This is a genomic window from Lysinibacillus sp. 38-6, from assembly GCF_046245175.1.
In the GTDB taxonomy this organism is placed as follows: Bacteria; Bacillota; Bacilli; order Bacillales_A; family Planococcaceae; genus Lysinibacillus.
Window position 1 is genome coordinate 1,226,968 of the sequence record NZ_CP176417.1, and the last position, 21,673, is coordinate 1,248,640.

23 protein-coding genes and 2 riboswitches are annotated in these 21,673 nt (G+C 38.6%); of the genes, 3 read left to right on the forward strand and 20 right to left on the reverse strand.

What is annotated here, in order from left to right:
* Positions 1–136: 136 nt before the first annotated feature.
* A riboswitch (cobalamin riboswitch) is annotated at positions 137–323 on the reverse strand.
* A 181-nt stretch (positions 324–504) separates the two neighbouring features.
* Together ACKVEV_RS06330 and ACKVEV_RS06335 are read left to right on the forward strand one after the other, a co-directional pair.
* Positions 505–2,442, forward strand: a complete 1,938-nt coding sequence (locus ACKVEV_RS06330) for a GTP-binding protein (protein WP_409369557.1) — start codon at positions 505–507, stop codon at positions 2,440–2,442.
* Between the two features lie 30 nt (positions 2,443–2,472).
* Complete coding sequence (locus ACKVEV_RS06335) at positions 2,473–2,949, forward strand: hypothetical protein (RefSeq protein WP_409369558.1); 477 nt, start codon at positions 2,473–2,475, stop codon at positions 2,947–2,949.
* 85 nt (positions 2,950–3,034) lie between these two features.
* Here the strand turns inward: ACKVEV_RS06335 and ACKVEV_RS06340 are convergent, their stop codons facing one another.
* The 18 genes from ACKVEV_RS06340 to ACKVEV_RS06425 all read right to left on the reverse strand — a co-directional run bounded on the left by ACKVEV_RS06340 (position 3,035) and on the right by ACKVEV_RS06425 (position 19,519).
* Positions 3,035–3,796: a hypothetical protein gene (locus ACKVEV_RS06340; protein ID WP_409369559.1), complete on the reverse strand. Its 762-nt coding sequence runs from the start codon at positions 3,794–3,796 to the stop codon at positions 3,035–3,037.
* Positions 3,797–4,065: 269 nt separating this feature from the next.
* Positions 4,066–4,250, reverse strand: a riboswitch (cobalamin riboswitch).
* 175 nt (positions 4,251–4,425) lie between these two features.
* Positions 4,426–5,151: a dipeptide/oligopeptide/nickel ABC transporter ATP-binding protein gene (locus ACKVEV_RS06345; protein ID WP_409369560.1), complete on the reverse strand. Its 726-nt coding sequence runs from the start codon at positions 5,149–5,151 to the stop codon at positions 4,426–4,428.
* A 12-nt stretch (positions 5,152–5,163) separates the two neighbouring features.
* On the reverse strand, positions 5,164–5,913 hold the full coding sequence (locus ACKVEV_RS06350) for an ATP-binding cassette domain-containing protein (RefSeq protein ID WP_409369561.1): 750 nt from the start codon (positions 5,911–5,913) through the stop codon (positions 5,164–5,166).
* Positions 5,906–6,718, reverse strand: a complete 813-nt coding sequence (locus tag ACKVEV_RS06355; RefSeq protein ID WP_409369562.1) for an ABC transporter permease — start codon at positions 6,716–6,718, stop codon at positions 5,906–5,908. Before ACKVEV_RS06355 ends, ACKVEV_RS06350 begins: the two co-directional genes overlap by 8 nt.
* The gene (locus ACKVEV_RS06360) at positions 6,715–7,683 is read right to left on the reverse strand and encodes an ABC transporter permease (RefSeq protein ID WP_409369563.1); all 969 of its coding nucleotides are present in this window, start codon (positions 7,681–7,683) and stop codon (positions 6,715–6,717) included. The genes ACKVEV_RS06355 and ACKVEV_RS06360 overlap by 4 nt, the downstream gene beginning before the upstream one ends.
* Entirely contained in the window at positions 7,673–9,259 is a 1,587-nt protein-coding gene (locus ACKVEV_RS06365) for an ABC transporter substrate-binding protein (protein ID WP_409369564.1), read from the reverse strand. Before ACKVEV_RS06365 ends, ACKVEV_RS06360 begins: the two co-directional genes overlap by 11 nt.
* Positions 9,260–9,288: 29 nt before the next feature.
* Positions 9,289–10,095 (reverse strand): urease accessory protein UreD, encoded by an 807-nt coding sequence (locus ACKVEV_RS06370; protein WP_409369565.1) that lies wholly within the window; start codon positions 10,093–10,095, stop codon positions 9,289–9,291.
* A complete protein-coding gene (gene ureG, locus ACKVEV_RS06375; protein WP_409369566.1) occupies positions 10,088–10,717 on the reverse strand; it encodes an urease accessory protein UreG in 630 nt (209 codons plus the stop codon). The genes ACKVEV_RS06370 and ureG overlap by 8 nt, the downstream gene beginning before the upstream one ends.
* A gap of 17 nt (positions 10,718–10,734) precedes the next feature.
* Complete coding sequence (locus ACKVEV_RS06380; protein ID WP_409369567.1) at positions 10,735–11,475, reverse strand: urease accessory protein UreF; 741 nt, start codon at positions 11,473–11,475, stop codon at positions 10,735–10,737.
* The gene (locus ACKVEV_RS06385; RefSeq protein WP_409369568.1) at positions 11,417–11,863 is read right to left on the reverse strand and encodes an urease accessory protein UreE; all 447 of its coding nucleotides are present in this window, start codon (positions 11,861–11,863) and stop codon (positions 11,417–11,419) included. The genes ACKVEV_RS06380 and ACKVEV_RS06385 overlap by 59 nt, the downstream gene beginning before the upstream one ends.
* Positions 11,864–11,928: 65 nt before the next feature.
* Positions 11,929–13,644, reverse strand: a complete 1,716-nt coding sequence (ureC, locus tag ACKVEV_RS06390; RefSeq protein WP_409369569.1) for an urease subunit alpha — start codon at positions 13,642–13,644, stop codon at positions 11,929–11,931.
* On the reverse strand, positions 13,641–14,009 hold the full coding sequence (locus ACKVEV_RS06395) for an urease subunit beta (protein ID WP_409369570.1): 369 nt from the start codon (positions 14,007–14,009) through the stop codon (positions 13,641–13,643). The genes ureC and ACKVEV_RS06395 overlap by 4 nt, the downstream gene beginning before the upstream one ends.
* A 14-nt stretch (positions 14,010–14,023) precedes the next feature.
* Positions 14,024–14,326: an urease subunit gamma gene (ureA, locus tag ACKVEV_RS06400; RefSeq protein ID WP_409369571.1), complete on the reverse strand. Its 303-nt coding sequence runs from the start codon at positions 14,324–14,326 to the stop codon at positions 14,024–14,026.
* Between the two features lie 466 nt (positions 14,327–14,792).
* The gene (locus ACKVEV_RS06405) at positions 14,793–16,037 is read right to left on the reverse strand and encodes a methyl-accepting chemotaxis protein (RefSeq protein ID WP_409369572.1); all 1,245 of its coding nucleotides are present in this window, start codon (positions 16,035–16,037) and stop codon (positions 14,793–14,795) included.
* 180 nt (positions 16,038–16,217) lie between these two features.
* Positions 16,218–17,636: an aspartate ammonia-lyase gene (aspA, locus tag ACKVEV_RS06410; protein WP_409369573.1), complete on the reverse strand. Its 1,419-nt coding sequence runs from the start codon at positions 17,634–17,636 to the stop codon at positions 16,218–16,220.
* 428 nt (positions 17,637–18,064) lie between these two features.
* Positions 18,065–18,694 carry an NAD(P)-dependent oxidoreductase gene (locus tag ACKVEV_RS06415; RefSeq protein WP_409369574.1) on the reverse strand — a complete coding sequence of 210 codons (630 nt, stop codon included), beginning with the start codon at positions 18,692–18,694 and terminating at the stop codon, positions 18,065–18,067.
* 74 nt (positions 18,695–18,768) lie between these two features.
* Positions 18,769–19,179: an Rrf2 family transcriptional regulator gene (locus tag ACKVEV_RS06420; RefSeq protein WP_409369575.1), complete on the reverse strand. Its 411-nt coding sequence runs from the start codon at positions 19,177–19,179 to the stop codon at positions 18,769–18,771.
* Between the two features lie 133 nt (positions 19,180–19,312).
* Positions 19,313–19,519 (reverse strand): thymidylate synthase, encoded by a 207-nt coding sequence (locus ACKVEV_RS06425; RefSeq protein ID WP_409369576.1) that lies wholly within the window; start codon positions 19,517–19,519, stop codon positions 19,313–19,315.
* 185 nt (positions 19,520–19,704) lie between these two features.
* Between ACKVEV_RS06425 and ACKVEV_RS06430 the strand changes: the two genes are divergently transcribed.
* On the forward strand, positions 19,705–20,241 hold the full coding sequence (locus ACKVEV_RS06430; RefSeq protein ID WP_409369577.1) for a hypothetical protein: 537 nt from the start codon (positions 19,705–19,707) through the stop codon (positions 20,239–20,241).
* A gap of 26 nt (positions 20,242–20,267) precedes the next feature.
* Here the strand turns inward: ACKVEV_RS06430 and ACKVEV_RS06435 are convergent, their stop codons facing one another.
* Both ACKVEV_RS06435 and ACKVEV_RS06440 read right to left on the reverse strand, forming a co-directional pair.
* Positions 20,268–20,447, reverse strand: a complete 180-nt coding sequence (locus ACKVEV_RS06435; RefSeq protein ID WP_409369578.1) for a hypothetical protein — start codon at positions 20,445–20,447, stop codon at positions 20,268–20,270.
* A gap of 136 nt (positions 20,448–20,583) precedes the next feature.
* The gene (locus tag ACKVEV_RS06440) at positions 20,584–21,561 is read right to left on the reverse strand and encodes a thymidylate synthase (RefSeq protein ID WP_409370515.1); all 978 of its coding nucleotides are present in this window, start codon (positions 21,559–21,561) and stop codon (positions 20,584–20,586) included.
* Positions 21,562–21,673 lie beyond the last annotated feature (112 nt).

Genomic DNA, 21,673 nt, shown 5'->3' on the forward strand with positions numbered 1-21,673 from the left:
TTTGTATTCTTGCATGGATTCCTAATTATTTATCAGTCTACAAAAGAACATAAAAAACCCCCTTGTTTCCAAGAGGGCGACATAGTGAAAAAACAATGGTTATTCAACCAATCACTATCTCCATCCTCGTGGTTCCTAGTAAACTTTATAGATTGGCAGGTATCCTGGCTTAGGTTCATCATTTATACGTCTTCCCATAGTTCAACTACAGTGACTGTTGTATAAATTCCCCATTTACAGTTGCGGGACAGCATCGGATTTACACCGATTTCCCTTTTAAGCAAATGGCAACAACCATTTGCACCAATATATAGCATTATGAAGTTCTAAAAATAGCCTAGCAGATGTCATTTTCATTTGCAATCAGATAAAAAATTCAACCCAGTGTATTCATGAATAAATCACCACTATTTAAACATAAACGCCAACTATTTGACACGAAATGTTTTTTTGCGCATTCTGTTACAATGAGTATATAGGAAAAATAGAAATGAGGATTATATTATGTATAAAACGATTGGTGTACTCGCACATGTCGATGCAGGTAAGACTACCTTTTGTGAGCAATTATTATTCCATACAAACAGTATTCAAACACGCGGACGAGTCGATCATCAAGACACTTTTTTAGATAATCATACAATTGAACAAGCTCGAGGCATTACGATCTTTGCAGAGCAAGGACGGATGCACATTGGAGACGATACATATACGATAATTGACACACCTGGGCACGTCGATTTTTCGCCAGAGATGGAGCGCGCAATTCGTGTAATGGATTATGCCATTATAATCGTCAGTGCTGTTGAGGGCGTGCAAGGGCATACGGAAACGGTATGGCAATTGTTACGCCAATACCACGTCCCAACGTTTTTCTTTATTAATAAAATAGATCGTGAAGGTGCCGATATAGAAGCCGTTATGCTACAACTACAAAAAGAATGTTCCAACGATGTTCTATTAATAGATGCTCCACTTACTAATGATTCAGTTCAGGGACATATAGCGGAGTGGTTAGCTGAACGTGATGAACAACTACTTGATGCCTTTTTAAGCGAAACGCTTGATGGACAAATGTGCCGATCATATTTACAAAAGATGATACAGCATGAGCAAGCTTTTCCTTGCTTTATTGGTGCGGCATTAAAGGATATCGGTATAACAGAGTTTCTAGCACAGCTTCCTCTTCTTACAGAGACACATTTTGACAAGCAAGCAGCATTTCAAGCTGAGGTTTTTAAAATTCGCCATGATGGCACGCAGCGCCTCACTTTTATGAAAGCATTGCAAGGAACTTTACATACTCGCCAAGACTTTACCTTTGGCGATGTGACAGAAAAAATAACAGAAATTCGTTTATATAATGGTCACCGTTTTGAAACAACACAAGAAATTCAGGCCGGAGAAATATTTGCCGTGAAAGGGCTTAGTCTAGCAAAGATCGGCGATATTTTAGGGACAACACAATCCCCTCAACCATATGAGCTGGTGCCTACGTTACAAGCAAAAGTTCAGTATGAAGGCCAACAGCATATAAAAGAAGTTTTACAAGTATTCCGTTTACTTGAAGCGGAGGAGCCTTCATTACGTGTCGTTTGGCATGAAAAGTTTCAAGAAATTCATGTTCATATAATGGGGGTTATTCAGCTTGAAGTACTAGCTGAAGTATTAAAAAATCGTTTTTCGCTTGCTATTACTTTTGGCGAGCCGAAAATATTATATATGGAAACTATTGCAACGACCGTAACAGGTTATGGCCATTTCGAACCGTTAAAACATTATGCCGAAGTCCATTTATTAATGGAGCCGAACAGTCGTGGCACAGGCAATACATTTGTCAATGCTTGTCATGCGGATGATTTATCTGTTGGCCACCAAAGACTCATAGAAAAACATCTATTCGAGCGCGACCATCACGGTCTATTAACAGGCTCTCCCGTAACCGATGTACGCTTCACGCTTTTGACAGGTCGTGCGCATATTAAGCATACGGAGGGAGGCGATTTTCGTGAAGCGACTTTCCGTGCATTTCGACAAGGGCTAGAGCAAGCTGACAATATATTGCTAGAGCCTTATTACCGCTTCAAATTGAAAGCCTCAAATGATTTTATCGGTCGTATGATGAATGATATCCAGCAAGCTAACGGCACTTTCGATGCGCCAATCTTAACTGAGGATCAAGTCGTTTTAACAGGCCGTGTACCTGTATCAACTTTTATGCACTATAGTACTACCTTTGCCGCTTATACGAATGGCAAAGGGTCATTATCAATGCAATTTGATGGCTATGATACATGCCATAATCGTGATGAAATAATAGCGCAAGTCGATTACAATAAACAGGCAGATCCAGACTATACATCGTCAAGTATTTTTTGTGCAAAAGGAAAGGGCTATTCCGTTCCTTGGGATGAAGCAAAAGCTGCCATGCATTGCTTGTGAACGATGGAAGTTACGTAGGAGGACATTTATTTGAAAAAGTTTCGTGGGAAAAAGCGTTATTTTCGAAACATGTGGCATCATACAAATGCCGAGTGCTATGATTTAGACTTTGGGCATGAAAGTTGGTTTGATTTATGGCACACGCATCTTGATTTTTACGGGTATGGAAATAATGATTTAACGATAAGAAGAGAACTTTGTAAGGCGCATATCGCGTTATATTTAGATTTATTAGAAAAGCTCCAAACACTCGATCAACCCTATCAGTCGTGGTTTGAAATAGTTGGTGAAGATGCTGGATTAGATGCAATCTATATTCATACACCTAACCCGAATGCGGATAATTTCCCTCTGAAGATAGACAATATCAATTGGAATTGCGCTGTTCCTCATTATTTGATAGATGTAATTGACCAAGATAAATTTACTATAGGTCAATATCGATGCAATGCAACTAACAATTACATTGTACAGTCTAAAAATATTGGCGTTGAACTGTCAATTTAGTGTAAGTATCCATTGCGAGTAACATAAAAAAAGCAGTCGATATGTATTCGACTGCTTTTTTTGATATTTAAATATAGAGAAAAAGCTACAGCTCTTTTTCCGTTTTTGCCATAACAGATTTCGCTGATTCCACCCTAACATAGCCATTATTCGTCGAAGAATCAAGGACAACCGATCCAGGTTTACTTTTTAAAATTTGTAACTGCTCGATTAATTGCAGTAAGAGCTGATGGCCATTACCTCTTGGATGCCAATGGTAATGATAGTCATTTAATTCTCTAACATGTTGCAGAAACTGAGCGTATTCATTTTCGACATATTGTATTACATGCTGAACTTTATGATTTTTTTGCGCTAATAACGCTAGGTCTTCTAGATAGATTTGATAAAAGCGCATAACCATTGAGCACAATAAATCATTGACTCTAGCAGCACTTAAAATAGGCTTCGCTTGTAGATGAAGCCGATCTAAATTGGGTTTTGCACGAATGGAATCAATACGTGTAATTAAATGATACGCCTCCCCATTTACTTCATAGACAATAGGATTTGTTGGCATATACATCATAAAACCATTCTTTTTCGTTCTCAGCTCGTCCGCCACACATGCTTTAGCAAAGAGATGACCTTCATACATATCATTTTGAATCCAGATAATATCTTTATTATAAAAAATCTCATTAAATAAACGGTCGTTACGAAGTAGACCTGTTGCTAAAAACCGGTCGACCAGTGATTCAATAACCATTCTTGTTTTAGGCTGCTTAGCCATTTCAATGCGTGATTGTTTACGAATTTCTATATCATAGTGCTTCTCCTGTGTTGTATATCCTTGCATAGTCGACATACGTGCACCTCTTTTCGTACATATTTTCAAAACAAACGGTAAGACAACATAAAAAGACGGATTCCCTGCTAATTAAGAGGAAATCCGTGTTATGACTATCGTACCTCGTTATGATCACTCGTCGAAGAACATCAAACATTGCACCATATGGAGTGACTTGGCTCGATAGCGAATCCTTTTCCACTCGTTGGTTTTGGTCGTTTGACGTACTGTGACGAACAGAACATTCTGTTTTGTCAACATGCCACCTCCTATTCCTCGTAGGTTACTGGTGTGTACTCGTAACAGGCAGGTCTCCTGACTTATGGTCATTGCTCCTTTTCCCCTTCCCGTCCTTTGACAGTGGTCTTTGAAAAGTCGCTCACATTTACAGTTGCGGGACAGTGTCGGAATTGCACCGACTTCCCTTTTCAGTAAATTGCACGCAATTTACACCTATTACTACACGCTATTCAGTTGTTAAGGAATTTAGGGTACTCCACATTCCTTATAGATTATTAAAATTAATTGTAAAGTAGTGTATTTTTAAAGTCAAATATATCAAAATTTTCCATATATGAAATGAACTAAGAAAAAGAAACATCCAAAAAGCGACCCGAACTATTAGTAGTGTGTTTCCTCATTAGCAATCATTGCATTTCCATTGCTTGAAAGAGCTTTTGAGCATAGTTGTCTGTGAAATGAAATGTATTTTGTTCTTTGTAACATTCATCGACAATTTTGCCAGCCTTCATCACATAAATACGTTGGCATAAATATGAAACGGCTTTTAAATCATGTGAGATAAATAAAATCGCCATATTTCTTTCTTTATTTAACGTCAGCAATAAGTCAATGATTTCTCGTTGAATCAAACGGTCTAAGCTCGATACAATTTCATCACATATTAATAATTTTGGCTCAACTAAAATAGAACGCAATAAATTGATTCTTTGCTTTTCCCCACCACTCAGTTCAGAGGGCAATGCATGTAAAATGTCATTCGGCAGTTTGACCATCTCAAGCATTCTTTCGAACTGCGTGTCCTGCACTTTTGCATGATGCTGTAAAGGCTCATGCAAAAGCTCTTTAACCGTCCATTTCGGGTTTAAAGCATTACTGGCGTTTTGAAAGATGATTTGGCAATTGTCATAAAAAGTGTTCATTTGTTTTTTAGCAATTTGTTGATTTTGAAAAAACACTGCCCCTTTATCAGCCGATTCTAGCTGCATAATAACTTTTGCCAAAGTACTTTTGCCACATCCGCTTTCACCTACAAGCCCTACAATTTCACCTTCTGCTACAGCAAGGTTGATATTTGCTAACACTTGCTGTCCTGCTCGAAAGCTCTTACTTATGTTTTCTACCCGCAACATCGAAAACGCCTCCTAAAAATGATTTGCAACAAGCCGTTTCGTATACGGATGTTTTGGTTGCTGAAAGATATTTGCCACTGGCCCCTTCTCCACAACCTCCCCATTTTTCATCACAACAATTGTATCAGCTATAGAAGCAGCAACGCCTAAGTCATGGGTAATCAACAATATCGTTGTCCCAAGTTGGGTATGGTAGTTTTTTAATAACTTCATAAAATCCTGTTGATGTAACATATCTAATGCAGAAGTTGGTTCATCGGCAATTAATACATCTGGTTGAATATACAATGCACAGGCAAGCATACAGCGTTGCAGCATTCCACCTGATAATTCAAATGGATAACAGTTTAATACACTTTCAGGTAAGTTTAAATCTTTTAATATCGATGTCATAGTGGCAAGAAATAACGCTTTCTTGTGGCCTAATCGTAGCGCAGTTAATGCAAACAATTGATGTTTCATTTTTTGCGAAGGGGAAAAGCTATTGCTGGCATCCTGAAAAATGGTAAAGAAATGCTTAGCACGTAACCGAGCCTTTTCTTCATTCGCCATCTCCAACATATTGCTTCCTTCCCAAAGCACTGCACCCGTAGTATTAGCTTGGGGGGGAAGAATTCCTAGAATAGCAGATACTGTCGTGCTCTTTCCACTGCCACTTTCTCCAATAACTGCAGTAATTTGACCTTTTGGTACTGCAAATGAAATGTTATGGACAAGATTTTTTTCCTGTATTCGAACCGTTAAGTTTTCGATATTAAACATGGGATCGCTCGCCCCCTTTTTTGAAAGTACTTCCGATAGCTTGCACACATAATATCGTCACAAAGATCATCAACCCAGGAAAAAGACCAATCCACCAAGCTCCGACAAGTAAATCATTTTGCGCAGTGTACAGCATGGTTCCCCAAGAAGGAATCGCTGGTGGTACACCAATTCCTAAAAAGCTTAAAGATACTTCCGTAAAAATAGCACCAGCAAAATTAAAAATCGTCACAACGAATAGAGCTGGCAAACTATTGCGCAACAAATGACTAAACAAAACTTTCCATATTGGTGTACGAAACATTTTAGCCATCTGTACAAATTCCATTTCCTTTAGACGAATAAACTCAGAGCGTACAATGCGCGCTGTAACAAACCATCCAGTGATGCCCATAATCATCGCCATACGCCAAACACTTCCTTGCATAATGGCTTGCAGGGCAAGCACAATAATTAAAGATGGGATTGTTAAAAATGCTTCCAAAATGCGCATCATGATGGCATCAACGGCACCACCCACATATCCGCTTAGACCGCCGTAAAGTATGCCGATAAAACTAGATAAGATGACTGACACAACAGCGATGAAAAGTGTTACTTTGCCTCCAACAAGGATACGGGATAACACATCTCGGCCTAACTGATCTGTGCCAAGTAAATGTGTTAGATTAGGTGCTTCATAAATATGATTCATATCAATAGCATTCGGGTCAAACGGTGCCAATAATGAGGAGAAAAGGGTTGTTCCAACAATGATGCCCAACAGCGCTAACCAAACAAACGTGCTCTTTCGTTGTTTTCTCATACCAACTTCCCTCTTCTCAATCTAGGATTGATACAAAGCATAAGCACATCGATGACAAATAGACAGATGACTACGACGATACCAATGATTAGAATAGCTCCCATAAGTACTGGAAAATCCTTAACCATCACGGATTTCACGAGGAGAGATCCTAATCCCGACCAGCCAAATAATGTTTCAACAACGATTGAACCACCAAAAAATGATGGAATCGTCACCCCCACATAATTTATATAGGGAATAACCGCATTCCGTAAAATGCTTTGTCTTATTTGTCGTTCTGGCACACCATTTGCCCGCGCAACTTGCACATAGTAGCTACGATTTTCTGCCTTGACGCTGTCCTGTAAAAAACGTGCAAATATCCCGACATGTGAAATAACTAGAACGGTTAACGGCAGCACAATATGATATAAGCGATCTGTCCATCCGCCATTGCCACGTACATCATTCATGCCCGATGATGGAAACCAACCTAGCTGCACCGAGAACACGATAATACAAACGATACCGAGCCAAAATGGAGGAATCGCTGAACTGGCAATACTAAAAACGGATAACCCACGATCCAATAAAGACCCCTCTTTCATCCCTGCTCGTAAACCTAGCCATGTTGAGACGATGGTAACTATCAATAATGTCAATATGACGAGTTGTAAAGTGTTTGGTAAACGTTCTAATAATATCGTCAAAACGGGTCTGCCCTCTTTCGCCGAATAGCCTAAATTACCTTTTAACGCTTCCCTTAGCCAAGTACCATATTGCAGAAGGACTGGCTGATCTAAGCCAAACGCTTTTTCAATGCGCTCTTGCTCAGCAGATGTCAATGTTTGCGCATTTCCACCATAATAAGCTGCCGCAGGATTGCCAGGTGCAGCATGCATAATGAAAAAAGAGAGGAAGCTCACGATAATGAGGACAATTGTCCCCATTATCACGCGCTTCCCAATCCACTTAGCGATCATTCCATTTCCACTCCTCGACATTCCATAAGAAGCCGGAACCGTGATGTCCTAAAATACGCTCTTTAACACCACTAATATTTTTATTGATGCCAAAAACAGCATCCACATAAGCAAAATAAGCAAACGGTGGATCTTCTGCTAACTCCTCTTGTAAAGCCATATAGACCGCCTTACGTTTTTCAGGGTCAACCGTTGTACGTCCTTCCTCTAGCAAAGCATCTACTTTTGCATTGGCATAACTACCATAATTGTAGCCGGCACTAGTTTTACTAGATTCGCCAGAATAGAATAAACTGTACGTATGGTGATCTGCATCATATGGACTGCCCCAACCAACCATAAAGGCTTCCGCTTCATCAATGACAATATTGCTCCAATCCAGCGCAGCCACTTCTACATCTGCGCCAACTGCTTGATAGCCCTGTGCGACATAATTGGCCATATTGACACGCACAGTATCTGTAATCGGAGCAGTGATTGTAAACGCCAGTTTTTTACCGTCTTTATAACGGAAACCATCCTTCGCTAAAAGCCAGCCTGATTGTTCTAATAAAGCATTGGCTTTATCAACGTTATAAGCATAATGCTCAATATTTTCGTTGACAAAATCATGTTTTTGCAATGGAGAATAGGCTTCCGTTCCATAGCCATGTAAAATGCCTTTCACGATGCCAGTGCGGTCTGTAGCATAGCTCATCGCTTTGCGAATATTGACATCTGCCCATAATGGAAACTTCATATTAAATAACACGCCACGATAATCTGCGGATTCTACTTCATACATTTTTAATTGCTCAACTTTTGAAAGCTCCTCGACCTGATTTGGATCAAGTAAAGCGATATCTACCTCGCCTGATTTAAGTTGTAAGGCGCGGACATTACTATCAAGAATAAATTTAAAAATCACTTTTTCAATCGATGCTTTTGTACCAAAAAATGATGGATAGGCTTTTAGTGTTAAGCTCGTGCCTTTAGCCCACTTTTCAATCATATAAGGGCCAGCTCCAATCGGCTCTTGGTTAAAAGTAGCTGTTCTCATGTCTTGTCCTTCAAAAGCATGCTTTGGCAAAATTGGCACTGTTAATTTATCTAGCATGGGTGTAAATGGTTCATCTAATTGGATTGTCATCGTTGTATCATTTACTTTATTCATTGCTACGACATGGATAAAATCAGCTTTTAAATAGGAAGCATTGGCATCATCGAGAATGCTATTAATGGTAAATATCACATCGTCTACCGTTAACACTTGCCCATCATGGAATGTTACATCATCGCGAATTTTAATGGTATACGTTAACAGGTCATCGGATATTTCAACACTTTTAGCAATATCGTAGACCGGTGTATTATGTTCATCAAAGCGCATAAGCCCTCTAAAAAGTAATGCATCTAAATTGGTCTCTTCTAAAATAGGATTTAAACCGGCAAATTCCGTTTCAGATGCATAAACAAGCTCATTTGCTTTTGCAGAGGAAGCAGCAGATGGCTGTTTCCCCTCCCCTTGACTAGACTCTTTACTACAGCCTGCAAGACTAAGTACGAATAATAAAATAACTATGGAAAACTTTTTCAAATCACTATCTCCTTCATCACCACAGAAATTTAAAGTAATGTTGCAACATGTTCAAATAGGCGATTTATTTCTTTGTGAAGTATGCGTTGCTCTTTTGATAGCCATCTACAATGGATTGCATGGTCAGTCAATTTTGTCACACTTGCCTGAAGTGAAGTCTCTGCCTGCATCATTTCTTGCAATTCTCGTATATCGAGCTTTTGAACAAGAGGAGACACTATCCATAGCGAGCCAATATAGCGTGCATTGTCAAGCAATCCAATGGCTGGTAAGTTCATTTCCTGTGGTTTGAAATGGAATGAATCAAAAGCAATCAGTGATTCTTCTACATACAATTTGTATTTAGATTGGAAAGACTGATAATCAAAGATTTCTCCTCGCATTTCTCGACCTGGTGCAATGATTTCGCCCCAAATTAATGTCGAGCTTGCTGTCATGCGAATCGTTGTATTCACTTGAAATTTCGCTCGCTCAAAAGGAATGGTCACTTCAGGTAGCCATTCTAGTCGAGCTCCTTCCGCTATGTCCACCGTAATTTCCTGCGTACATAGTTCGCCTGTGTGAGAAGGATAAATTTTCAAAGCGGATTGTTGTTTTAATTTCACTTGGCTTTCTGGCGCAAGTTTTACTGAGATTTCATTTTTATCGCCAGCCACCATACCACCAGAAGATTCCATAATAAACACTGTGGCAGTAGGCTTATTATCTGCATACAACTCACGACTTGCTTTTAATGGAGGTTGCTGGTAGACATGAACAAGCCTTGTATAGCCCCTTCTTAGCTCAAATGCCATCTCTAATTTGCCGTAATGATTTACTTTTCCTTGACTAAGCATTCCCGTCAACTGCTTCGGCACCTTCAAGTAACATGTGATGCTGAATCCATTCCACAACTTTGTCGACATTTGTTTGTGAACGAACGTCTGCAAAAATATATGGACGGCCAGCACGCATTTTTTTCACATCATGATCCATTAGCTCTAGGTCTACACCAACATGTGGTGCTAGTGAAGTTTTATTAATTAATAATAAATCTGATCGTGTCAATGCCGGGCCGCCTTTACGAGGGATATCCTGGCCTTCTGCTACATCAATGACGTAAATATAACCATGAACTAGTTCTGGGCTAAATGTTGCGGATAAATTATCTCCGCCACTTTCAATGAAAATAATATCTAAATTTTCAAAGCGTTTATTCAAGTCATCAATAGCTGAAAAATTCATCGATGCATCTTCACGAATTGCTGTATGCGGACATCCACCTGTTTCCACGCCGATAATTCGCTCTTCTGCCAAAACGCCATTGGAAATTAAATATTGGGCATCCTCTCTTGTATAAATATCGTTTGTAATTACTGCTACATTGTATTGCTCATGCATTGCACGAGTTAATTGGTCTACTAAAGACGTTTTCCCAGAACCAACTGGGCCACCAATGCCAATTCGTATTGGAGTCATGTATATCCACTCTCTTTCTATGAAATAAATAATCTTGAAAATAAAAATTCATGCTTCATGGATGCTAATTCAATGCCCAATGCATTATTTGCCACATCATCAATCGTTAATGTCATGACCAATTTTGCAGCTTCTTCGACCGAAACAAGTAAGGCGTTTAATGCTTGGACACCGGAGTTTTGACCAAATGGTACCGCACGGACTGCATTTTGCACTAAGCCGCTAATCGATGCATACATAAATGTCATCACAGCATGATACAGATCCACACCAAGTGCCTCACAATAAATCGCATATAAAACTGCGTAATGGCCCTTTACTTCTTCCTCTTCGATTTTCTGTTGCCACTGCAATAAAAACGAGCTCTCTATTAGTGGCAACACTGTTCGCATAAATTGCTTGCCAACATTGACACTTGCATCTCTCGACTCTTTTGCTAGTTTCATAGCCCCACAAAGTTCATCTAATTCTTTGAGATACGTCATATCTCTTGCTTGTGCTGCATGGAACGCCTCTTGAATAATCAAAGCATCTCCATGCACTAAATTGTGAAATAAATACGCCTTACAATAATCGATTAATTGCTCTTTTGTCCGTATGATATCTTCCTGAATATACGTTTCCATCCCATATGAATGGGTATAAGAGCCAATTGGAAACGCCGAATCATGGATTTGTAATAGCCGCAATAACGAAAAATCAGTGAGCGTGGCCGCGGTATTTAAACGGCTGTTTAAATCGTCGTTCTGTCGTTTCATATTTAACTCCTATTTCATCTAATAATGGATTAATCGTATGATCTGCTCGCACGATAATTTCATTATGTTCTATTAGGCAAGGCGTATGACGATTTCCTAATTCAAAAGCAGATTTCCCCATTTCATACATATCTTTTGGTGAAATAACGATTACTGGTTCGAGTTTCGTGCGAATTGCGATACGTCGATTATCATCTTCAAATAATAAATCTCCATATTTTAAAGGATCGTCGCCTGCTAAACGTAATGCAATATCTGTTCCTTTATCTGTCTCTGTGCGCAAGATACGTTTGCTCAATTCTTCCCATTCAAGCTCAATCCACTCTGTTGTTTTCTGAGCATGTTCTTCTTCATTGGCAATATTGCCGATAATTTTTTCAATTAACATTTCCGCACCTCTTGATTGATTTTTTACTGTTTCCTCTGTAACTTTTACTCACTTACTTTTTCTGTTTAAAATAGGAAATAGCGTTGTGCCATTGGCAAGACATCTACTGGCTCACATGTAGCTAATTCACCATCGATTTTCACTTCATATGTTTCTGGATTAACATCAATTTTCGGCGTTGCGTTGTTTAGTTTCATATCAGCTTTACTAATATTTCGACAATTCTTCACCGTACCAATCATCCGTTTTAAACCTAATTTTTCTGGCAAACCTTCCTCGACAGCAATACTTGGTAAAAATGTCATGCCACAAAGCTGTGGTCCTTGTCCATAATAACCAAATGTCTTCCGTCCTTTCATTGGCTGAGGCGTTGGAATGGAGGCATTTGGGTCACCTGTAATACCGTACACTGCCATCCCGCTTTTAATAACAACTTCCGCTTTCACACCGAAGAATGCTGGATCCCACAGGACGATATCTGCCAGCTTCCCTTCTTCCAATGATCCTACTTCATGGCTAATGCCATGGGCAATGGCAGGGTTAATATTTAACTTAGCCATATAGCGCTTAACTCGGTAATTATCGTGATCTTTACCTTCATCCTGTGGTAAAGGACCGCGTTGTTTTTTCATTTTATCTGCCGTTTGGAACGTTCGGATCGTCACTTCACCAACACGACCCATCGCTTGTGAATCAGAAGACATAATACTTAAAATACCTAAATCTTGCATAATATCTTCAGCAGCAATCGTTTCAGGTCGAATACGCGAATCGGCAAATGCTACATCTTCTGGTACGTCATGCTTTAAGTGATGACAAACCATTAACATATCTAAATGTTCATCAATGGTATTCGTCGTAAATGGTTTTGTAGGATTTGTCGATGCCGGCAAAATATTCGGTAATGATGCCATTACTAATTGGTCTGGTGCGTGGCCACCGCCCGCTCCTTCCGTATGGAAAATATGAATAACACGGCCATCAATGGCATTAATTGTATCTTCTACAAATCCTGCTTCATTTAACGTATCGGAATGTAATGCGACTTGAATATCATATTCATCCGCAACCGTTAAGCTTTGATCTAATGCTGCAGGTGTTGCTCCCCAGTCCTCATGGATTTTCATACCGATCGCTCCCGCACGAACTTGTTCAATAATTGGCTCTGGATTTGATGCACTACCTTTTCCAAGTAAGCCTACGTTGATAGGGAAGCCTTCCACAGCTTGTAGCATGCGATGGATATGCCATTCGCCAGCCGTTAAGCTCGTTGCTTTTGAACCCGCAGCAGGTCCTGTACCCCCACCTATAAACGTCGTTGTGCCTGCTAGTAATGCCGTTTCCACTTGATCTGGACTAATAAAATGAATATGCGTATCGATAGCGCCTGCTGTTGCGATCAGACCTTCGCCTGCATAAACCTCTGTCCCAACACCAATAATCATATCTTGGTCGACCCCGTCCATACTGTTCGGATTGCCTGCTTTGCCTATGCCGATAATACGTCCATCTTTAATGCCGATATCTGCTTTGACAATACCTGTATAGTCAATAATGATGACATTGGTAATAACCGTATCTAGAACACCCTCATTGCGTGTATTCTTGCCGTTTTGCCCCATCGACACACGCAATGATTTCCCACCGCCAAATACGCCTTCATCCCCATATGTTGTATAATCTTTTTCGATTTCAATCCATAGATCTGTATCAGCCAATCGAATTTTATCGCCAACAGTAGGACCAAACATTTTTGCGTAAGCTTCATGTGTTATCTTCATTTTTCTTCCGCTCCTTTAAAGCCACCTTCAATTGCCTTATCCAATATTTCATCTTTATGGTGAGTCGAGCCCTCTGTTAGCATATTCAAGCCAAATACATGCTGTTTGCCTCCGAACTCAACTAGTTCGACCTCTTTTTCTTCCCCAGGTTCAAAGCGAACTGCCGTACCTGATGGTATATTAAGATGCATGCCGATAGCATCTTCACGATTAAACTCTAGAAATCTGTTCACTTCAATAAAATGAAAATGGGAACCTACTTGTATCGGACGATCTCCCGTATTGGCAACAAGTACCTTCTTTGTTGCCCTTCCTACATTAATTTCAATCACATCATTTTTAGGTCTGATTTCTCCAGGAATCATAATCCATTCCTCCTTTACTGAATTGGACGGTGAACAGTAACGAGTTTTGTGCCATCTGGGAATGTACACTCTACTTGTACATCAGCAATCATGTCACCGACACCTTCCATTACATCCTCTGCCGTTAGCACATGTTTCGCCTCACTCATTAATTGCGCTACCGTTTTTCCGTCTCTAGCACCCTCCATGATAAAACTACTAATAAGCGCTACAGCTTCTGGGTAATTTAGCTTTAATCCTCGTGCTTTTCTTTTCAACGCAAGTTCTCCTGCCAGATGGAGGAGTAATTTTTCCTGTTCTACTTGTGATAACTTCACGTTAATCGCTCTCTTTCCAATTTTCAGAATTATCTTTCTATAATGATTCTTGTTATCAATCGATCTTTCAGTTTTCTTATCATTCAGTTATACAACCAATTAGTTTTTTCATATAAGTATGATTTCGCTGGGATTTGCGAAGAGAAATAGAAATGATATGTTGACCCGGCGAGTGCGGGTTGCAAATGTTGAAGTGAGTTAGAAGAGGTAACAGTTAGTCCATTATAAGAAACTATATTAAAAAATTCAACATTTTTATTTGTCTGTGATTTTACAAATTTTTGACTTAAAAAATAAAAAAAAGACCATTTCGCAAAATAAATTACTTTTGTGAAATAGCCTTCATTGCTTATAAGCGAGTATGCAGAAAAAATTATATTAAAAAAATTGTAATTTTATTTTCAAAAAGTTTCTTTCGTAGACCAATAGCCCTATCGGAGCTATGTTATTACCTATGTTCACATTTTTATACTTGAAATTGATTTGTAATTTTTTTCAAATCATCTGCCTGATGTGATAATTCTTGTGAAACTTGATTGACCGCCTGCATAGATGCAGTTTGCTCATCCATTGATTGCAATACTACCTCTGTATAATTGGATAATCTGTCCATACCCCCGGCAATTGTCGTCACTAATGTTGCGACCTCATTGGCACTGCCCGACAATTGTTTAACGGTTGTCGAAATATCTTCAAGTTGATCTGTCATTTGGCTAACGTGTTGTGAGATGTTGCCAAATGAGGTTGTTGCTTCGTCTATCACATAAACACCTTGTTGGACATTTTTCAAATCTTCCTCAACTGCTATTGCTACTTGCTTCGTATCATTTTCAATACCTACTACAAGATCAACAATTTGAGTTGCTGAATGTTTGGATTGCTCTGCTAAATGGCGCACTTCCTCTGCCACTACGGCAAAGCCTTTACCATGCTCACCAGCACGTGCGGCTTCAATCGCAGCATTCAATGCCAGTAAATTCGTTTGATCAGTAATCGTTGTAATCATTTCAGTCATAGCTTTAATATCTGTCATTTTATTCGATAGTTGTTGCATTAAAGCGCTTGTCATTTCTGTTGAAGAGGAAATAAACTCCATTTGTTTTTTCGCTACGTGCAGTATTTCTGCACCATTTCCCGCTATATCATTAGCTTCTTTTGCGTGATTGTAAACACCTTGTGTTGCGGTTGTAATTTTATCTATACCGTCGACAGTTTCCTGTACAGCAATGGCACTCGCGTTAGCCGATTGCGCTGCTTGTTTAAGACCATTGGACGTTTTCTCCATTTGTTGATCTACCGCTTCTACTGCCATTGTAATTTCATTTGTACTTGCTGACAGCTCTTCAATACTTGCAGATAAATCGGTCGAGCTACTCGCGATTGTGTGCGTCATAGTACGAAGTTGTTCTTTCATCTCTGCGAAAGCTTTCGCTAACTCGTCTATCTCACTATTGTCATGTGTAGCTACTACTACCGAGTCAAACTTCCCTACCGAAATTGCTTTAGCCGCAGCTGATAGTTGGTTAATCGGTTGAATTACTTTAAATTTGACATAGAACATATAGGACAAAGTAATAGAGATACCAATGATTGTTAAAATAGTCGAAAGCCACGCTAATGCCGTTATATTGGCTAAATCAATAATTAAGACAACAATCATGATTAAATTTAAAACCGAAAAACCGAGAATACTTTTTTTTCGTAAAGTCATACCAAATTCCCCTAACTATAATATTACTATAATACCATTAGTATAGTCGATTTCTCCTAACATTTACAGAAAAAAGCCCTTATTTCACTGTAAAAAAAACCAAAGGCAACAAGGAGATATTCCTAATGCCTTTGGTCGATCATGTTACATACTATGCATAAAGCAAAGTACTGTCATGTATTATTTTAATTTCATCATACTAGATCCAGCGATACCTGGGTGTGTCATTTCATATGGATCTAAGATTAAATCTAATTGTTCTTTCGTTAAAACGCCCGCTTCAATACAAAGCTCACGAATCGAACGACCTGTAAGAATTGCTTCACGTGCAAGACGTGCTGCTACTTCATAGCCAATATGTGGGTTCACTGCTGTAAGGACACCAACACTTTTTTCTACATATTCTTTCATGCGCTCTTCATTTGCTTCAATATCTTTTAGGCAGTTTTCAGTAAATGCTTTAAACACATTATTCATAATGCTAATAGACTGAATTAAGTTAAAGACTAGTACAGGTTCCATTACGTTTAGTTCTAATTGACCCGCTTCAGATGCTAAAGAAATGGTATGGTCATTGCCGATTACTTGGAATGCCACTTGATTTAGCACTTCAGGCATAACCGGATTGACTTTACCAGGCATAATCGATGAACCAGGTTGACGGGCTGGTAAAACGATTTCACCAAGACCTGCACGTGGACCAGAAGCCATTAAACGTAAGTCATTCGCAATTTTCGACATATTAATCATACAAATTTTTAGAGCGCCTGACACTTCCGTATACGCATCCGTATTTTGTGTAGCGTCTACTAAATGGGTCGCACCTTTTAATGGTAAACCAGAAATTTCAGCAAGATGTTCATCTACTGATTTAATGTAATCTGGGAATGCATTTAAGCCAGTACCAACAGCAGTTGCCCCCATATTTACATCATATAAGTTTGGACGTGTTTGACGAATACGCACAATGTCACGGTTAATAACACGGCAGTATGCTTCAAACTCTTGTCCTAAACGGATTGGTACCGCATCTTGTAAATGCGTACGTCCCATTTTAATAACATGTGCAAATTGCTCTGCCTTTTGATGGAATACAGCTTGCATATGTTCCATTGTAACGAGAAGTTCATCTATCAAATTTAAAACAGCGATATGAATAGCTGTTGGGAAGGCATCATTCGTTGATTGTGACATATTCACATGACTATTCGGGCTAATCGTTTGATAGTCCCCTTTTGCTTTACCCAAAATTTCTAGAGCTCTGTTTGCAATCACTTCATTTGCATTCATATTGATTGAAGTGCCTGCACCGCCTTGGATCGGGTCTACAATAAACTCTGCATCCCATTTACCATCGATGACTTCTTGAGCAGCCGCGACAATTGCCCCTCCAATTTCTGTTGATAATAGGTGTACTTCCATATTACCTAATGCAGCAGCTTTTTTGACAATTCCCATTGCCTTAATTAATGCTGGGTGAATTGTGTAGCCTGTAATCGGGAAGTTTTCTGTTGCGCGAAGCGTTTGAATCCCGTAATAAGCATCTCCTGGTAATATTCGTTCACCTAAAAAATCTTTTTCTGTACGTTGTGTGGACATTATTGTCGTCTCCTTTGAAGTAATACTCACACTGATAGTAGCTAATAAATGCCGTCTTGTAAACAGGCAGTTCTTCATAAATCGAAAATTTCTTTTATTTTAACTATATATTTATCTATAAAAGACGAATATTTGTGTAAAACCACGATCATTAACAACTTAACATCTTAAACCCTTTTTTTATTACGATTGATATACACTCCTATTGTAGTTTGTGACAATTTAAATGAAATAAACAGTACCTCTCATTTAAACTTTAGAAACACCGTTTACATTTCGATGAGTATTGCTTGAAATCGACATGTCGGTGTATGGAAGCACTAGTGCATAAATGGTGAGAGAAATAACGATTTTTATAACCAAAATTCTATAATAGTTATGTAATAAAGTACAAAAACCGAGCGCATTTCGCACGCTCGGTTCCAGTATTATTTCATTGAAGATACAGTGAATCGTTTATTGATATGTTGAGGATTTTCAATTTCATCTAATACGGCAATGGCAAAATCGCTGTAGCTGACATAACTTTCTCCCGCCTCATTGACTAATAAATGATCCATACCTGTTGTATAAGTACCAGTGCGTGGCCCCTCTGGATCAAACATAGCTGAAGGACTTAAGAATGTCCATGTAATACTTGAAGCTTCAAGGTCTTTTAAGTTTTCACCTTGATTTTTGGCCGTTGCAAAAAACATTTCTGGAAAATCTGGTGTATCCATTACACGAACTGATTTCTCAGGGTCTACAAATAAGCTCCCTGCACCACCGACAACAAATAGCTTTGTAGCAACGCCTTTAAAAATTTCAATTAAATGGCGTCCAACGGATACATGTAATTGCTCTTGTCCGAACGGTGCACCAAATGCATTGACAACAACATCAAAATCTTTTATGTCTGCCTGTGTTAAATCCATTACATCTTTTTCAATTATATTGATACTTTCTTTTACTTTCGATGCTGAACGAACAATCGCTGTCACGTCATGACCACGCTTTACTGCTTCCTCTACTATTTTTTGTCCTGCTTTCCCTGTTGCTCCAATAACGCCAATTTTCATTTTGAATTCCTCCTTGAATATATTGTAACCATTTTAGTTACAGGTTGAACACAGTTAGACCGACCCCGTTACCATTAACGAAGTTGATCTAGCACATCTTGCAAAGTTTGTGCTTGTAACTGTTTTTCCATTGCATGCCAAACATCTAAATAAACGGTTTCTAACGTATGCTGAATTTTTCGACCTACCGTACATGCCGGATTTGGCTCATCATGTATAGCAAAAACTTGCTCTGGTCCATCAATCGCTTGATAGATAGCCAATAACGACAAATCCTTCGGTTCCGTTACAAGACGATAGCCAGCAACGCCGGATTGGGATGTTAATAAACCTGCTTTTTTTAATACACCAATCATACGCCGTACAACTACCGGATTGGTATTCACGCTACCAGCAATAAAGTCAGATGTCAGTACACTTTTATCAGATGTTGTTGCAATGAGCGAAAGTATATGGATTGCGACCGAAAATCGACTGTTCACCATATGAATCACCACCTGTTGTAACTATTATAGTTACAGGTTGAGATAATCACAAGTTTTTTGCTCTCATCTTAGCCTGCTCTTCATGGAAATAAAATATACATCGAATGTTTCATTCGATGATGGCCTAATGATTTTAGATTTTCGATACATAAATCACAAGCTCTTGTTGAATTTGGCCATTCTCTTCATAAAAATCTAAGTTATGAAATTCATATTTAAAATGACCAACAGGAAACGTTACACTCTCCCCTTGTGCAGCTGCAAGTATCCCTGCGACATCATGTGACACCATGTGTAAAAGCTCTGTGCCCGAAATGGTTTCAATAAAAAATACGTTCATCTAAAAACACCTCCTTAGCTATTATAGCTTAGAAGGTGCTTGCATTTATAGCGTTTATTTATTGCTATTCAGTTGAGAACAATCTATCTCAGTGTTATTTAATGGAAAGTCAAAGGCAATAAAATGATATAGTTAACGATAATAAAGAAAAAATGAAGATCTATTTATTAGGGAGGATATTTAGCATGAAAATCAAATTAATACTCATTGTAATAGGCTCATTTTCACCATTACTATTACTTGGACTTTTCATTTATGGACATGCTTATTATAACGACTATCATCTAAAATCATCCGAAATAACAGTGAAAAATTTTTTAGAGGAATTTATCGACAGCAGCATACAAATCATGCATTTTGAACAAATAGAAGAAACAAATATGTGGTTAGTACAATTAAAAATAAACGATGATCAGTATGGTCATGCACGTTTTAATAAAGGGTGGAATGGCAAACTTAAATTTATTTATATAGCAACAGCTCCCTCAGTAACCTATCGACAATATAAAACCAATAAAGGCAACTATGGCACTCTATATGTACACGAATTAGATAGCAATGTTGCCAAAATCAAATTGACAAACTTAATGAATTTTGAGAAAGAAATCGAAGTTGATACTTCTGCACCTTTTATGAAAACATTTAAATTACCACCTTATGCAGAAGATACGTTTCCTGCCATTTTTACTTTTTATGATAAAATTGGACAAGAGATAAGGTAATCATGTTTTTTATCTATCGAGAGCGCTTACATTTTTATGTTATAACCATTTAAGCGAATTTCCTCTATAATTTGCATCATTTCCTCTAATTGTTGTTCTGTTAATGCTTTAGCAATGATTGAGCATTCGTTATGAAGCTGGTGTTCTTTTTGTTTCGAGGTATTCCCTTGTCTATTTGTTTGAAGCTCTACTTTAACTAGCAACATAGCCACCCCTGAATATTCCTATTTATACCATAAATACTATAATAGAGGATTCATCTAGATACCATCCGACTTATTACCTATTTCTTACAAAAAGATAAATAAAAGAGCAGCAACCACAATGGTTACTGCTCTCTTTTTATACCGCAATAGGTGCTTTAATTGCTGGATGTGGGTGATAGCCCTCGATGGAAAGATCTTCAAGTTCTATATCGAATATCGACGTTTTATTTGAGTTTATATGCAAGGTTGGTAGTTCCCTTGGCTCACGAGAGAGCTGTTCTTTCACTTGCTCTATATGATTTGCATAAATATGTGCATCGCCAATACTGTGTATAAATTCGCCAACTTCGAGCCCACATTCATGGGCAATTAAATGTGTCAGTAATGCATAAGACGCAATATTAAACGGACAGCCTAGCAATGTATCAAGGCTTCTTTGCATTAATTGGCAGCTTAACTTCCCTTCTGCTACATAAAATTGGAACATTACATGACAAGGTGGTAAAGCAGCTTTACTCCCCTTCGCGCCTGCATCAATCACATCTTCCGGGTTCCAAGCATTGACAATAATGCGGCGTGAATCTGGATTATGCTTAATCTGGTTGATAACATCTTGCAGTTGGTCTAGACTTTCACCATCTGATGTTGTCCAATGACGCCATTGCTTGCCATAAACATTACCAAGGTCCCCATATTTGCTTGCAAATTCATCATCCTGTAAAATTCTATCACAAAACGCCGTTAACTCTGCTTGGTAAACTGCATTAAATGCTTCATCTACTAAGCATCGACGACCGAAATCAGTCATGTCTGGACCATGGTAGTCATCAGATTCCACCCATTTTTTAAAGGCCCATTCATCCCAAATATGATTATTATGTTGCAATAAGTAGCGAATATTTGTATCTCCTTTAATAAACCAAAGAAGCTCGCTTGCGACAAGTTTAAATGGCACACGTTTTGTCGTTAAAAGTGGAAAGCCCTTGCTTAAGTCAAAGCGCATTTGATAGCCAAACACACTATAGGTGCCTGTACCAGTACGATCTTCCTTTTTCACACCATTTTCTAATATATGTTGTAGTAAATTTAAATACGCAGTTTCTGGATGCGTCAATTTGTCACCAGCTCCTTCAATATGCTGTTGACCATTATACCATCTAATGTCGACAAATGACCGACTAAATAAAAGTTTAATTGTCATACATTAATCAACATTCACGTGCACT

Coding starts and splice junctions, on each gene's coding strand:
- ACKVEV_RS06330 (WP_409369557.1), top strand. CDS start 505: ATGTATAAAACGATTGGTGTACTCGCACATGTCGATGCAGGTAAGACT.
- ACKVEV_RS06340 (WP_409369559.1), bottom strand. CDS start 3,796: ATGTCGACTATGCAAGGATATACAACACAGGAGAAGCACTATGATATA.
- ACKVEV_RS06345 (WP_409369560.1), bottom strand. CDS start 5,151: ATGTTGCGGGTAGAAAACATAAGTAAGAGCTTTCGAGCAGGACAGCAA.
- ACKVEV_RS06350 (WP_409369561.1), bottom strand. CDS start 5,913: ATGTTTAATATCGAAAACTTAACGGTTCGAATACAGGAAAAAAATCTT.
- ACKVEV_RS06355 (WP_409369562.1), bottom strand. CDS start 6,718: ATGAGAAAACAACGAAAGAGCACGTTTGTTTGGTTAGCGCTGTTGGGC.
- ACKVEV_RS06360 (WP_409369563.1), bottom strand. CDS start 7,683: ATGATCGCTAAGTGGATTGGGAAGCGCGTGATAATGGGGACAATTGTC.
- ACKVEV_RS06370 (WP_409369565.1), bottom strand. CDS start 10,095: ATGCTTAGTCAAGGAAAAGTAAATCATTACGGCAAATTAGAGATGGCA.
- ureG (WP_409369566.1), bottom strand. CDS start 10,717: ATGACTCCAATACGAATTGGCATTGGTGGCCCAGTTGGTTCTGGGAAA.
- ACKVEV_RS06380 (WP_409369567.1), bottom strand. CDS start 11,475: ATGAAACGACAGAACGACGATTTAAACAGCCGTTTAAATACCGCGGCC.
- ACKVEV_RS06385 (WP_409369568.1), bottom strand. CDS start 11,863: ATGTTAATTGAAAAAATTATCGGCAATATTGCCAATGAAGAAGAACAT.
- ureC (WP_409369569.1), bottom strand. CDS start 13,644: ATGAAGATAACACATGAAGCTTACGCAAAAATGTTTGGTCCTACTGTT.
- ACKVEV_RS06395 (WP_409369570.1), bottom strand. CDS start 14,009: ATGATTCCTGGAGAAATCAGACCTAAAAATGATGTGATTGAAATTAAT.
- ACKVEV_RS06405 (WP_409369572.1), bottom strand. CDS start 16,037: ATGACTTTACGAAAAAAAAGTATTCTCGGTTTTTCGGTTTTAAATTTA.
- aspA (WP_409369573.1), bottom strand. CDS start 17,636: ATGTCCACACAACGTACAGAAAAAGATTTTTTAGGTGAACGAATATTA.
- ACKVEV_RS06415 (WP_409369574.1), bottom strand. CDS start 18,694: ATGAAAATTGGCGTTATTGGAGCAACAGGGAAAGCAGGACAAAAAATA.
- ACKVEV_RS06420 (WP_409369575.1), bottom strand. CDS start 19,179: ATGGTGAACAGTCGATTTTCGGTCGCAATCCATATACTTTCGCTCATT.
- ACKVEV_RS06425 (WP_409369576.1), bottom strand. CDS start 19,519: ATGAACGTATTTTTTATTGAAACCATTTCGGGCACAGAGCTTTTACAC.
- ACKVEV_RS06430 (WP_409369577.1), top strand. CDS start 19,705: ATGAAAATCAAATTAATACTCATTGTAATAGGCTCATTTTCACCATTA.
- ACKVEV_RS06435 (WP_409369578.1), bottom strand. CDS start 20,447: ATGTTGCTAGTTAAAGTAGAGCTTCAAACAAATAGACAAGGGAATACC.